Raw genomic sequence first — 13809 nt, 5'->3', positions numbered from 1 at the left:
TTGGCTTCACTTTTGAAACAAACAAAGTTAATTTCAATTTGCGGTTGGCGTTTGTCAGATTCGTTTGCTTTTTAGAGTATAAAATAAATAGATTGCTCTCGGAATCAGATATACGAAGCTTCAATTCAAGCGAATTTTTTCAGTTGAATCAAATGTTCTACTTCTCTCTCGCCTAAGGGTAGTTTTATGGTAATTTCGCTTTCTTTTTTTAAAAAAAAAATTTTACCTCTACTTGTAGTTTTTATATCTTTTTCTTTTTGTAAAATCGCAACTTCTCCCCTCCCCGATATAAAATCCGGATTTATGGATCTTTCCGCATGGGAACCAAAACTAACTGTGATCAATTTGAAAGGAGATTGGGAATTTTGTTGGGATGAATTGATTCCTCCCGAATCGGATGAGTCCGTATGGAAAAAAAAATGCCAAGGTTATTTTCCGGTTCCCTCTTTTTGGAAATTCTACAAAATAAACGGAAAAAACCTTCCGATTTTTGGAAAGGGAACCTACAGACTCAAACTCAAACTTCCAAAACGGGAAATAACCTACGGATTGTTTTGGACTGAAATTTTGTCCGCTTTTGAAATATTCGTTAACTCCCGTTCTGTGGTAAAAGTGGGACAAACGGGAGAAAGTTATGAAACAATGACGCCTGACATGAAACCAGGCACGTCCTATCTGGGTTATCTTTCCGATGAAGTGACAATCGTCGTTTGGGTATCCAACTTCAATCATGAAAATCATGGATTTTGGGAACCTCTTTATTTCGGAGAATGGAAATCCATAGAAAAACAGCATCTCAATCTTGTTATACGGGACATTGCGAGTTCTTCTGCAATCATCATCATCGGCTTATACCATCTGATTATTTTTCTGTCAAGATTCCGTTCCAAAGAATATCTGATGTTCGGTTTTTTCTGTATGATTATGGGAATTCGACAATTGAATTTTGAAACGCATACGTTTTATTATCTATTCCCCGATCTGGATTTTGATTCATATATCCGGCTGCTGTTCGGAGTGATTTATATGATTGGGATTTCCATGGTAACACTCTACGATCTTTTATTTCCGAAGGACATCCCCAAAATAATCACAAAAGTTCTCAGGTTGGTTTTCTTTAGTTTTTTACTAACTTTGTTTTTGCCAGTTTCCATTTTCACACATTACGCATTGTATCTCTTCGGTTTTGCAATGATTGCAATAATACTGTATGTGCCTTTGTTCATCAGAGCTTATATTAGAAAAAGGGAAGGTGCGGGACTTATGCTCATTGCCTACGCCATTACTGCGGTTACCCTACTTAACGATATATTATTCAATTTCGGATTGATTCATACAGGTTATCTCTCCCATTTAGGGGTTTTGTTATTTATCTTCATCCAAGCGATTCTATTATCAAAAAAAATAACTAAAGCATTGCAAGAGGAAGAAAAATTAGTTCAAAAGCTCGGTGAAACTTTGGAAGAAAAAAACAGAACTCATACGGAACTCTTGAATCTGAAAGAATCCCAAAAATACGAATTGGAATTGCAGGTAAAGCTCCGCACGGAAGAATACGAGACCGCCAAACAACTAGCAGAAACTGCGAACAAGGCAAAGTCTCAATTTTTAGCAACAATGAGTCACGAAATCAGAACTCCCATGAATGGAATTTTGGGAATCACGGAACTTCTGAAAATGACAATTGTTTCGGCGGATCAAGCACAATATCTGAAAATGATTCAGGACAGCGGACAATCTCTTTTGACTATATTGAACGACATTTTGGATTATTCCAAACTGGAAGCGGGGAAAATAGAATTATTAGAATCCGATTTTTCCTGGAAAATTCTGCTCGAACTTGCGGAAGGGATTTTTAAGCACCAAGCGGAACAGAAACAAGTTCGATTTGAAGTCAACTTTGATCCAGATTTTATATTTTTAGCTCATGGCGACGAAAATAGAATCAAACAAGTGTTATTTAATCTAATCTCCAATGCGGTCAAATTTACGGAATCTGGAGAAATCAAAATCCTTCTCTCTTCCAAAAAGGAAGAAGTAGGAAACAGGATTCAATACAAAGTATCGATAACGGATACAGGAATAGGAATCCCGGAAGAGAAAATGGGTTCCTTGTTTCAAAGATTCACACAGTTGGATTCAAGCATTTCCCGTAAGTATGGAGGAACGGGACTCGGTCTCGCCATCTCTAAAAAACTAATGGATGTGATGGGAGGAGAATTGAAAGTTAAAAGGAATTTTCCTGTCGGTTCCTGTTTTGAAATTGAACTCAGACTTCTTCCCAACCAAATGTCCAGAGTCATAAGATCCGAAGATTCGGTGGATCTCTCTAGATTACCGTCTAACACAAATATATTGATTGCGGAAGATGATCCTACAAATCTATTTCTACTTTCCAGTTTTTTGAAAAAATTAAAAGTCCGCCATGATGTTGCGAAAGACGGCAGGGAAGCGGTAACAAAGGCACAAACAAACGAATTCCATCTGATTTTTATGGACATCAATATGCCCAATTTGGATGGTATCGGGGCATCAGAAGAGATTTTGAAAGACGAACGGATTTTTCCCAAACCAATCATCATTGCAGTTACAGCGGATGCCTTCCAGGATGATCAAGACAAGTGCATTCGCGCAGGAATGTCTTCGTTTTTGCCGAAACCGTTCCAAAAAAGAGAAATAGAACAAGCATTATATGAATGGCTGATTGAGAGAAAAACTGGCCTTTAAAAGCAACAGTTTTGGGCGCTCCCAATTGGGTTTGTGCATCATTGATTGAAAGTTTAAGGGTCGGGCTCTCCCTCGACGAGGGCGCTCGGTCGATCCCTAACGCGGGATTCTATTGTTTATCCACAACATATTTAATAAACCAGGTTGGAACAGCGTCTCGAGTAAATACTTCGACCTCTTCGCCATTCGTTACCTCTGCAAATAATAATTTATCAAAAGTAGCACTTGAAGTATCAAAAAGAAATGCTCGATTTGATAATCGGATTGCTTCTTTTAAATTTTCTAAACTACGATAATATCTTTCTTCTATCTTTTCCGGAGGAACGTTATGCCCTTTTTCTTTCACTCTGATTTCAACTCTGTTCTTATTAATAGCTAGATCGACGGTGCAAAAAAAATATAGATAAATCGAATAACCAGAAGTTTATATCTTGGATCAGAACTTTCAAATTGATTAATAAAGGTGGATTTTCCAGATCCATTCGGATCAGCAAAAATACGAAGTCGTTTTTTACTCATCTAAGAAAGTTTAAACTTCGTAGGTAAACTTTTTGAGTCATTCGGCAATTCTTTGAAGAATTCTTTGTGACCATCAGGATGTTTCCAATAAAGCGAATCTCCCTCTTGCACTAAAAGAGGAATCTTTGTTTCTTTTGCTCGTTCCGATGCCTTAACCGAAGCCAGGATTGCGGCACCGAGAAGGGCTCCCACTGCGATATCTTCGCCGTCAACCTGTCTTTTGAGGAGTGCCGTCAAACCTGCGCCGAGGAGTCCACCTTTGATCAAATTGTTTAAGGTTTCCTCATCTTCCCGGTTCATAGTTTTATCGTAAGGAGCATCAATTGTTTTGTCAACCAAAGAGAAATGAAATTTGAGGCACACTTCCTGACAGAATTCTTTCTAAAGTTGAAATACTTTAATTTCGTATGTCTTAATCTCCTTTTCAATTTGATAAAACTTAAGCCAACTGAATCTCTTTTGTAAAAAGGAAACATACATTTCAATTGATAATTTTGGGAATCGCAATCCAAAACAAATTCCTTTCAACGATTTTTCTTTTATAGACACTAACCCGGGTCTTCGCTTGGAAACGATTCTTACTTCCTTCTCATACTCCCACACTTTTCCCTTTGTTGATAGAATCTTTCTATTCTTCATTTCAGTATTCGGATCTTTCTTTGCGGAAAATACAGGAAAAGTATCCTGATAACTAACATCATCGAGAAACATAGAGATTTGTTTCCCATCGAGGTCAGGTATCCCTACGAGATTTCCTTCTCCAATTCCCAGATCAAATCCATAAATCAAACAGATGCCTTTATGATTGTCAGCATAATGAGCCCACATAATAGGATTTAATAGTTCACGAGAGAAGCAGCAAACGGAATAGTTTTCTGCCATTCGGATCATTGCAGTTTCCCTTTCAACTGGATCAGAACTTATTCTATCTATAAATTTTTGAAATGTATCCTGATCGTAAGGTAGATCATTCTCTTTGCAATAATCTTTTGCTTGTTCTGCCCAATCATCTGAATCGGCAGTATGTAAATAATGCAATTCATATGGATCGTTGAAATTTCTAACATCATCCAAATAAATTTGAGATTTTAGAATCGAATCAAACTTTCTTTGATCGAGTTTACAATAATGAAATAAATATTGAGAGTTTTCTCCGTGATCGAATTGATCCAAAAAATGAGTCATTTCATCCAATTCCTCACACCCGCACCATCCCTTCCAAAATCTCTCCTCGATTTATACGAAGCAAGCAATGCAGCGATAATGATTCCACTAATTCCTCCGACTAATGCTTTATCGGCTTTTTTTATTTTCACAAAGCAAAGCTGCCAAACTTGTATAAATAAAGCTCCGGTAATTAACGACTGGATTATTTTATCATCATTTTGGGTAATCCTCAATTCAACGTTAGAAATTCTTTATCAAAAGTCAAAAATCCAAAGTAGGTTTAATAAAATACTTTATCTGGAATTAAAATATAGTATGGCGCTTTCTCAAACGAAATCGTGACTAATCTATTTACAATTTGCCTCGGATAAAGTCAAACATGGGCCGAAGTGGCTTAAATGCCTCTCCTGGCAAATTAGGAACAATCTCTTTTGCGAAATGTATTTTATCTCCCTTAAATATGAATTCCTTTTCTAAATTTCTATTATTTTCCTTAAAATAACAGTTCGTTTCCGTTAATCCCCAAAATAGATGTTCTATGCTAAAACAAGGATTAGCTTTTACTTTATCGACAGGATTGTTATCATTCCAAACTTGGTTTTTCAATTCATTTTGTGGTAAAGGTAATAAGAACGCAAATGCTTCTCTGTTTCTAAGTTTTTTGCATAATCCATTACAAATTTCTTCTTCAACCAAATCGCCAGGTAACTCACGCCAATCATTATAAGCTTCATCAAAATCAAATAATCCAAAGAAAGTTTTATTCTGATAGTTGGCATAAATTTCAGAGCGCAACAATAATATTTTTATGAAGCCTCGGTCAAAAGCGTCCTGAATGAGAAATGGCATATCTTCTTCATTATATAACTTTTGATAGGCCGTCTCCAATATTAACACATCTGTTGGTCCTTCAACGAACAAAACTGATTTATCAGTCATTCGCAAAGCTCTATCTATTCTTAAAATTCTTTCATCTTCAGAATATTTTATTAATCCGGCTGACAATGATTTTATTACTTCCTTGATTGGAACTTTATTTGAGACTACTTTCGATTGCTCGATACTTAATGAATTTATATAATCAATTCCAGAAAACGCTATCGTAGATGCACTATGGCTGCTCATTAATACATGGTTATTTTTAACTGGATGTTCAGAAATTTCCAAGAGTTTACCTAAAAATTCAAATTGCCATTCAGGATGTAGGAAAGAATCAGGTTCATCTAGTAGCATTATACAATTTCGATCTTTAAATAATTCAAGAATGGAGTAGATGTAAACCGACTGAAATTGGCCATCACTAAAATGTTCAACATCAGCTTGTGTTCCATCAGAGAGATGAATATCGACGGAAATATTCTCAAGCATTTCTATAGTTTTCAAATTATCGAATTCACGAAACAATTGTTGTGATGAATCAGACTTGAATTCTTTCCTTATTTTCTTAATATCAAGATAAAATATATAAATATCTTCTTTCTCCTGATACCCATCTTTGTGCGTTGACCCTTCTGCCTTGCAAGTTAGTAGCCGATCTAAAAAAGACTTCGTAATACCTTTTGCTCCCCAGTAGTGAGTTTCAGAATCACCCGGATCGATGATGGTTTTCTTGTTAGCATAGAATGGTCTTCTTAGTTTCAATTTTAGTTCTGAACTGATATTTCGAATCCCAAGTTGTCTGATAATGAATTTTCTAGCTTTATTTTCCTCGGCTTGTATCATTATCAACGAAAGAAGAAGATTTTTGTAACCTTTATTTATTCCTTTGAATTTACTAGATTCATCAGTTGATGCTTTTTTTATTCTTTTTTTAAATAATTCTTCATAATGAAGCACAAGATCTGAAACTTTTGCATTGTGACCTGAATAATAAATTAAGAGATTATCTGGTATCGGTGTCCTTCCAATGGATTTCCTGACAACTTCGTTAATTCGCAGTTTATTGTCTGTCCAAGATATAACGATCGGGGCTGATTCAATTTCATAATGAATTAAATAATCGAAATCAATTTGAATATTTCTGCTATCAAACTCATACAAATGTCTGAATATCTCAATAAGAGCTTCAAATAAGTTTGATTTCCCGCTTCCATTTTTACCAACAAATATATCTAGAAAACTATCCCCTTCAAAGTTCATCGTGAAATCTTTTAAATTTTTATATTTGCTAATATAGACAGTCTTCAACCGCATCTTTTCATTCTCCCCGCACCATCCCCTCCAAAATCTCGCCCCTCTTTTCCTCCGCCTTCCCTATCCTTTCTTCCAACTCATCGCATAACGCCAAAAGCTGGTCTACCTTTTCCACAATCCGTTTTTGTTCGGCAAGTGGAGGAAGAGGAACTTTGATCATCTTCAATTTTGATCCGCTAAAGTTAGCTTGGTTAGTTTGTTGAGTAATATGTGGTTCAATTTCATTTAAACGGCAAATTCTAGAATTCATATAGAAATTTAAATATTCGATATGAATATATTTAAATATTGTCGCTCGAATAAGATAAGAGGCAAGTGTAACAGATTTCTCTTCTCCATAAAAAATTGCAGTTTTCCCAACTAACTCGTAGCTATTTGTCCTATTGAAAATCAAATCTAAGTTTTTTAAAAATAATCTTGGAAGATCCTTTATCTTTTCTGACACAAACTTCAAATTACTAATATCCAATTTCCCATCCTGGATATTATTCATTCTTAGAATTGGTACGCCCTTGGAAGTATTGGCTTTTTCAGATGTACCGTAGTCTACTGCTTCACACACCTCCCCCAACCGCACCCACTCCCATCCTTCCGGAATCACAAACGGCTTCTCTTCTTCCTTCACCGGTGGCAACGACTCACTCTTCTTCACCTTCCCTTCCGCCACCAAACGCGCCTTCTCCGCTTGGATCTCTTTCAACAACTCATTCGCTGGCTGATCCTTTGGATCTTGCTCTACAAGTTTCCCCATCACCGCCAATTGCAACACTGCCTTTCGCAGTTCTTTGACATTCTCTTTCACAGAATAGAGTTCCTGGAAATGAGTTGTGAGAAATTGAAAGTGTTTTTGAAAACTTTTCTGCGAATCGCCTTCTAACATCTGTGTAATGACTGATTGATGGAGGTCTTTTCGTTTGGACTCTTTGGATTTTTTGAGTGTTTCCAGTTCGTCGCATAACAGAAAAAGCTCATCGATCTTTTCTACGATCCGTTTTTGTTCGGTAAGTGGAGGAAGGGGGAGAGAGATGTTTCCTAGTGTTGCGCTAGAGATGCTAGAAATGGCAACTCCTTTTCTATAATTTTTTATCTCTCCAGTAAAATCTAATTTTTGGAAGAATCTAAAGAAATAATAAGGATTCCCTTTATTCAAAAATCTTACTCTATGAATATGATTTTGAAAGCAAATATCCTTATCGTAATTCCAGACTGCTGCTCTACCGGCCTCGCCTCCTTCACAAATTAACAAATCTCCCTTCGTGGCAGTGCATCGAAATAATTCTTCTTCTCTAAAAGGCATCTGTCGTAATTCTTCTAATTCAAAAAATCCCCAATATAGATTTGAGGTCGTAATATATTCTCGGTGAATACCAGAATTTCTTCCTTTATCTAATGTCTTTCCAGAATTGTGTACAGAAACATCCCCTAACCTCACCCACTCCCATCCTTTGGGAAGGACAAACGGCTTTTCCTCTTCCTTCACCGCTAGCAAAGCCTCAGTCTTCTTTACCTTCCCTTCGGCCACCAAACGCGCCTTCTCCGCTTGGATTTCTTTTAGGAGTTCACTTGATGCCTGGTCGTTGGGATCCTGAGGAACCAGTTTTCCTTGCATGGCAAGGGTTAGGATGAGTTCACGGAGTTTTTTGATTCCGTTGGGGTGTTCGAGGGCGGTGTCAAAATGGGTTTGGAGGAGTGGGTTTAGGGAGTTTGGCATAGAAGTTTCAGGTTGACGAATAGCTTGACGATAGGTAAACTGATGGATGCGACCGGGCTCCTTCCAAAAGGAAGTTCTGGCCGCAACAAAGTCGCCCGCTTGTAGCGGGTGCAATTTTTGAAATCATACATATACAATGCCTCGTGCATCTTTTTTACTAGCTTCCTTTAATAGAATTGGATCCAAAATATCAAAAAGACAATCCACGTTATATTTCTTGTAACTTCCTTTTGGATATAAATTGCGATACAATGCATGTGCAATCAAGTCGGCAATCTGCACAAAATACGAGTGTTCTGATTTCCGAATCACAGGATCTTCCAGAATTTGATTTATGTTAGCCATTCGGGGTTTGCTAGAATACAAACTTGGAACAGGATTATAGATTCGCATCTTTCGAACAAGTCCTCTTAATTTTGGCTCATTCGTTTCATCAGAAAAAAGAATCCCATACTCATTTCCTTTTTTCTCTAAAAATGTATTAAAGCGAGTGATTAAAAATTTCCAACAATCTTCTTGAATATCCTCATCCAGACCAAATGATCGATTTTCTTTTCGGTATACGACATTCAAAATTTTTGCCTGATTCATTTGCGATGTAATGTCGGTCAGAATGGATTGATAGATATGAATTCGTTTGCTCCGATTCAATTTCTTTAGAAAAATATTATCTCTAGGATTGATAAACTCTGAACCTTTCACTTCCAAGCGAACAGGAATTTCATACTGCTGTTTGATTGCTCGACGTAGATTAACAAATGTATTTAGATAGGTCCGCCACTCAGTCATTGGAATTATAATGCCAGATACGATGTAATGCGATGAACCTTTTCTTGCTTGTCCTACTTCTGCAATTTCTTTTCCAGGATCCCCAGATTCATCTATATACATAAAATACATTTACTTTCTCCTGCTACGGTCTAAGAAAACAACTTACTTAAAAATCAATTGACTCATTTTTAAGTTTCATGGCTCAACGGAGTAGAGCCTGTCTTTGTATGAACTCCGACTCCATGTCGTCGAAGGGTATCCTTCTTAGTGCTTAGCTGGGCTTTTTTCATTTTCTAAGGCATCCCACCTAACGCTTTCATCAATTCTTGTTTGAGTTTGTCTCTTACCTGGTTTAGTTCCTTGGAAACTTCTTCGTATTCCTTTGCGAGTTCCTCTGGATCTCGGTGCACCACATCCACCACATGCGGATTTTTAAAATCCAAATTGTAGTTGCGGGAAACAATGTCTTTGGCACTCACCTTCCAGGCAAATTCGGTTTCCTTTCGTTTGTTCCACCATTTTTTTTCGAGATCAAATTCCGCAATCGTTAAAGGTTTGGAACGTGAATACGATTTGTACCCAGGTGGATACGGATGTTCAAAAAACCAAACTTGTTTGGTAGGGCCTCTCTTTTCGAAAAAAAGGAGATTGGTATTGATCCCCGTATAGGGACTAAATACTCCTTTGGGAAGGCGAACAATTGTATGTAAGTTAAATTCTTCGAGTAACTCTCGTTTTAGATTGGTTTTAGTTCCTTCTCCAAACAAAAACCCATCGGGAAGCACCACTGCCGCACGACCCGTATCATGTTTCAGAAGGTGCATGATGAGGGCCATAAACAAATCAGCAGTTTCTCGAGTCTGGTATTTTTTAGGGAAATTGTTTTCAATCCCATCTTCTTCCATCCCACCAAACGGAGGATTTGTGATTATGATATCCACACGATCTTTCGGGCCATAATTTACAAGCGAACGGCTGAGTGTATTGTCATGGCGAATATTGGTAGGAACTTCAATTCCATGTAACATCATATTGGTGAGAGAAAGCATATGAGGAAGTGGCTTTTTTTCCACACCGTGAATGGTGGTTTGTAAAATCAGTTTGTCTTTTGCAGTTTTGGTCTGATTTTTTAAGTGTTCGATGGATGTGGTGAGAAACCCACCTGTCCCACAAGCCGGATCCAAAATGGTTTCCCCCAATTTCGGATCAATGATATCCACCATAAACTGAGTCACTGCCCTCGGAGTATAGTATTCCCCTGCGTTTCCTGCAGATTGCAAATCTGCCAGGATTTTTTCATAAATATCATTAAACAAATGCCTGTCGGTGGAATTATTAAAATCCAAATCTTCTTCGATGGTGTTGATCACCTGTCGAAGTAAGGTGCCAGACTTCATATAGTTGTAAGCATCCTCAAAAACACTTCCAACCACTCTTCCTTGTGCACTCACACCGGCCTGGGTTGCCAGTTTCTTTAACGCAGGAAAAAGATTATTGTTCACAAAATCAATGAGCTCTTCCCCGGTCATCCCTTCGGCATTGGAGGCCCAACTGCTCCATTGAAACCTTGAGGCAAGTGGGGATTTATAATCTTTGAGGGTCAGTTTCCATTCTTTTTCTTTATCATCAAAGATCTTTAAAAAGAGTAACCAAACCATCTGGCTGATTCGTTGGGCATCACCATCAACACCCACGTCTTTCCGCATAATATCTTGAATCGACTTAATTAAAGTTCCAATTGCCATATTGTCTAAATCAACCTTAGTTTATGCTATCTCAAGGTACAGTGCATTTTCCAAACCTGTAATGGCTTCGTTGTATTTTTCAATCCCACCAAATTCTTGGATGATCTCCATCGGTGTCCCAAATTCAGGAAATGGATTGATGGTAAGGATTTGTGTTTCTTCAATTTGAACCACACCTGAGTCTGCGTATTTTTCAAGAAGGGCATCCAAAACCTTCCGCGCCGCTTCCCCATACTTCTCAAAGTAATTCGTTTTTTTAACTCTGTCGGCCCGTTCCCGTCTTGTCAATGGGCGTTTGTCCCAGACTACGTGGCAGATCAAATCAAAGGAATCCACATCCTTTCCTACATCTTCCGCAAGAGCCTCTAAAAAGACTCCTTGGTTTGCTAATTCTTCTAAGATCGCTTGTTTTCTTTCTGTGGCATTCCAATGCTTTCGGAACTCATCAAGAGTGGAAAATTCTTTGGTTACAGTCTTTCTGGTGTAATCTTTCAAAGACTCAGTCACCAGTTTTCCATTGGCATCGAAGTATTGCACTCGCTCCGAGGCAACACGAACTTCTACACTATCCACATAGTATTTCAATACCCGATTTCGAGGCAAATCCCCTTCCTGAAATTCTCTTCCATCGAAATGTAAAGAAGGATCAAATTCAGATTCATTTTCTCCGAATCCAGTCACACCATTTGAGGAACCAACATCTCCATCCATTTCCTCATCCAAAGATTCCGGAGGTGTTACTGGCTCGCCTTCTTTTGGTTCATAAATCTGCACGGGGTCTCCATCAAAATCAGGATCCGCAAATAACTCCGTTGCCCGTTTAAAATCCATAATTGTGAAATAGTATTTATCAAAATCTTCGTTAATTCGTGTTCCGCGACCAATGATTTGTTTGAATTCCGTCATCGATTGGATGTGTTGGTCAAGAACAATGAGTTTGCATGTTTGCGCATCCACACCTGTTGTCATGAGTTTGGATGTCGTTGCAATCACAGGGTATTTGGATTCAGGGAAGATAAAATTATCCAGCTCTTCTTTACCTTCTTCGCTATCACCAGTAATCCTCATCACATACTTACTGTTTTGACTAGCCAAATCACTGTTTTCATTGACCAGGGCTTGTCTCATCCTTTCCGCATGATCTATATTTTCGCAGAATACAATGGTCTTATGAAAACGATCGTTCTGCTTCAAAAATTCACTGACTTTCGAAGCAACAAGTTCCGTTCGTTTGTCTAAGATAACTTTTTTATCAAAATCACTTTGTTTATAAACTTTATCTTCAATTTCATTTCCATACTTATCTCGCATTCCCTTTTCAGGTCGCCAGCCCGATAAATCCTTATCTAAGTCAATCCGAATCACTTTGTAAGGCGCAAGAAACCCATCCTCAATCCCTTGTCTTAGCGAATATGTATACACTGGTTCCCCAAAATAATGGATATTAGAAACATCCTTTGTTTCTTTGGGTGTTGCGGTTAGTCCAATTTGAGTCGCAGAAGAAAAGTATTCAAGTATAGCACGCCAATTGGAATCTTCTGCTGCACTTCCCCTATGACATTCATCCACTACGATTAAATCAAAAAAATCTGGCGAAAATTGTTTATAAATATTTTGTTCTTCTTCTGTTCCCGTAACTGCTTGATACAAAGAAAGATAAATTTCGTACGATTTGTTCGCTTGCCTCTTTTGGATTTTGGTCATTGCCGATCCAAATGGTTTAAAATCATTGGTCATTGTTTGATCAACCAAGATATTTCGATCAGCCAAAAACAAGATTCGTTTTTTTGCCTTGGATTTCCATAACCTCCAAATGATTTGGAATGCTGTGTATGTTTTTCCAGTCCCAGTTGCCATAACAAGTAGCAGACGCTTTTGACCCTTCGCAATGGCCTCGATCGTTTTGTTAATTGCTAAAATTTGATAGTATCTTGGTGATTTATTTGATCCATCACTATGATAATCTTGAGTGACAAGCTCTTCCTGCGTTGAGTCAAGTCCTTGCGCCTCTTTCCACATTTTCCAAAGTGATTCTGGATTTGGAAATTGATTCAAACTCAATTCAGTTTCAAGGTTTCCCTCACTCACAAGTTTGTTATGAAATAAAAAAGAATCTCCATTAGAACTAAAAACAAATGGAACTTGTAACAAATCAGCATATTGAAGGGCTTGTTGCATCCCATCGCCAACGGAATGCCTATTGTCTTTTGCTTCGATCACAGCAATCGGAATATTAGATTTATAAAACAAAACATAGTCTGCACGTTTATTCTTTGCTCTAGTATGAAGTTTCCCACGAACAATAATACGTCCGTTTGTAATCGGAAATTCCTCTCTCACTTGCCACTGCAAATCCCAACCAGCTGCTTCCAGTGCAGGATTAATAAATTTAGAGCATATATCTCGCTCAGAGAGGCTTTTTTTATTCATTTAAGGCATTCCAATCAGGATAAGAAAACCTGATTCCTATTTTATCTTTTGAAATCAAAATCTAACAAACATTACTTTGTAAGATTCATAACTCAATTACTTTTTAGGGTATACCCTACCTCAGACAAAACAGCGATGCGAACAGGTATTCAGAAACAAAAAAGCCTCTGATCTTACGACCAAAGGCTTCTTTCCATCTTACTCTTCTTCAACTATATACGACAAAGGTTCTATCTTTCCCGATGCGGGAAAGCCAACCGCAACGACCCATAGGGAGTGAGGTTGGGACTTTTGCGGAGCGTAAGCCTAGCAAAAAGTCCATCGGCGCAGACCGCCAAACTTCTCCTCCGGACATAAAAAAAGCCTCACATCTTTCGACATAAGGCTTATTCTTATCTTACTCTTCTTCAACTATATACGACAAAGGTTCTATCTTCCCGATTAGGGAAAGCCTGCGGAGCACCAAGCGGCACTGCCGCGACTGCGAGCACCCGACTTGATGCGTGAGCTTCGAGCTCTAGCATCAAAGTCGTTCGGCGCAGACCG

9 protein-coding genes are annotated in these 13809 nt (G+C 38.0%); 1 reads left to right on the top strand and 8 read right to left on the bottom strand.

Annotation, left to right across the window (positions count from 1 at the left end; genetic code table 11):
* The first annotated feature begins 186 nt into the window (after positions 1-186).
* Positions 187-2727 (top strand): ATP-binding protein, encoded by a 2541-nt coding sequence (locus EHQ31_RS06575; RefSeq protein ID WP_135575041.1) that lies wholly within the window; start codon positions 187-189, stop codon positions 2725-2727.
* Between the two features lie 109 nt (positions 2728-2836).
* On the opposite strand, the gene EHQ31_RS06570 is transcribed toward EHQ31_RS06575, so the two are convergent.
* From EHQ31_RS06570 to hsdR, 8 genes are all read right to left on the bottom strand, one after another.
* On the bottom strand, positions 2837-3073 hold the full coding sequence (locus tag EHQ31_RS06570; protein WP_135575043.1) for a hypothetical protein: 237 nt from the start codon (positions 3071-3073) through the stop codon (positions 2837-2839).
* A 173-nt stretch (positions 3074-3246) separates the two neighbouring features.
* The gene (locus EHQ31_RS06565) at positions 3247-3609 is read right to left on the bottom strand and encodes a hypothetical protein (protein WP_244247290.1); all 363 of its coding nucleotides are present in this window, start codon (positions 3607-3609) and stop codon (positions 3247-3249) included.
* An 18-nt stretch (positions 3610-3627) separates the two neighbouring features.
* Positions 3628-4431: a DUF2971 domain-containing protein gene (locus EHQ31_RS06560; protein WP_135575045.1), complete on the bottom strand. Its 804-nt coding sequence runs from the start codon at positions 4429-4431 to the stop codon at positions 3628-3630.
* Positions 4432-4764: 333 nt separating this feature from the next.
* Positions 4765-6606: an ATP-dependent nuclease gene (locus EHQ31_RS06555; RefSeq protein WP_135575047.1), complete on the bottom strand. Its 1842-nt coding sequence runs from the start codon at positions 6604-6606 to the stop codon at positions 4765-4767.
* 4 nt (positions 6607-6610) lie between these two features.
* Positions 6611-8317: a restriction endonuclease subunit S gene (locus EHQ31_RS06550; RefSeq protein WP_135575049.1), complete on the bottom strand. Its 1707-nt coding sequence runs from the start codon at positions 8315-8317 to the stop codon at positions 6611-6613.
* Positions 8318-8440: 123 nt separating this feature from the next.
* Complete coding sequence (locus tag EHQ31_RS06545) at positions 8441-9217, bottom strand: DUF3800 domain-containing protein (RefSeq protein ID WP_135575051.1); 777 nt, start codon at positions 9215-9217, stop codon at positions 8441-8443.
* Positions 9218-9381: 164 nt separating this feature from the next.
* Positions 9382-10833 carry a type I restriction-modification system subunit M gene (locus EHQ31_RS06540; protein WP_135575053.1) on the bottom strand — a complete coding sequence of 484 codons (1452 nt, stop codon included), beginning with the start codon at positions 10831-10833 and terminating at the stop codon, positions 9382-9384.
* Between the two features lie 21 nt (positions 10834-10854).
* The gene (gene hsdR / locus EHQ31_RS06535) at positions 10855-13263 is read right to left on the bottom strand and encodes an EcoAI/FtnUII family type I restriction enzme subunit R (protein ID WP_135575054.1); all 2409 of its coding nucleotides are present in this window, start codon (positions 13261-13263) and stop codon (positions 10855-10857) included.
* Between the last annotated feature and the right edge of the window lie 546 nt (positions 13264-13809).

The organism is Leptospira montravelensis (genome assembly GCF_004770045.1).
GTDB lineage: Bacteria > Spirochaetota > Leptospiria > Leptospirales > Leptospiraceae > Leptospira_A > Leptospira_A montravelensis.
The sequence above is the reverse complement of the archived record's forward strand: the minus strand, read 5'-3'. Positions and strand labels throughout refer to the sequence as shown.

What these genes read in the sequence shown, in the direction of transcription:
- EHQ31_RS06575 (WP_135575041.1), top strand. Translation starts at nt 187, where the DNA reads ATGGTAATTTCGCTTTCTTTTTTTAAAAAAAAAATTTTACCTCTACTT.
- EHQ31_RS06560 (WP_135575045.1), bottom strand. Translation starts at nt 4,431, where the DNA reads ATGACTCATTTTTTGGATCAATTCGATCACGGAGAAAACTCTCAATAT.
- EHQ31_RS06555 (WP_135575047.1), bottom strand. Translation starts at nt 6,606, where the DNA reads ATGCGGTTGAAGACTGTCTATATTAGCAAATATAAAAATTTAAAAGAT.
- EHQ31_RS06550 (WP_135575049.1), bottom strand. Translation starts at nt 8,317, where the DNA reads ATGCCAAACTCCCTAAACCCACTCCTCCAAACCCATTTTGACACCGCC.
- EHQ31_RS06545 (WP_135575051.1), bottom strand. Translation starts at nt 9,217, where the DNA reads ATGTATTTTATGTATATAGATGAATCTGGGGATCCTGGAAAAGAAATT.
- EHQ31_RS06540 (WP_135575053.1), bottom strand. Translation starts at nt 10,833, where the DNA reads ATGGCAATTGGAACTTTAATTAAGTCGATTCAAGATATTATGCGGAAA.
- hsdR (WP_135575054.1), bottom strand. Translation starts at nt 13,263, where the DNA reads ATGAATAAAAAAAGCCTCTCTGAGCGAGATATATGCTCTAAATTTATT.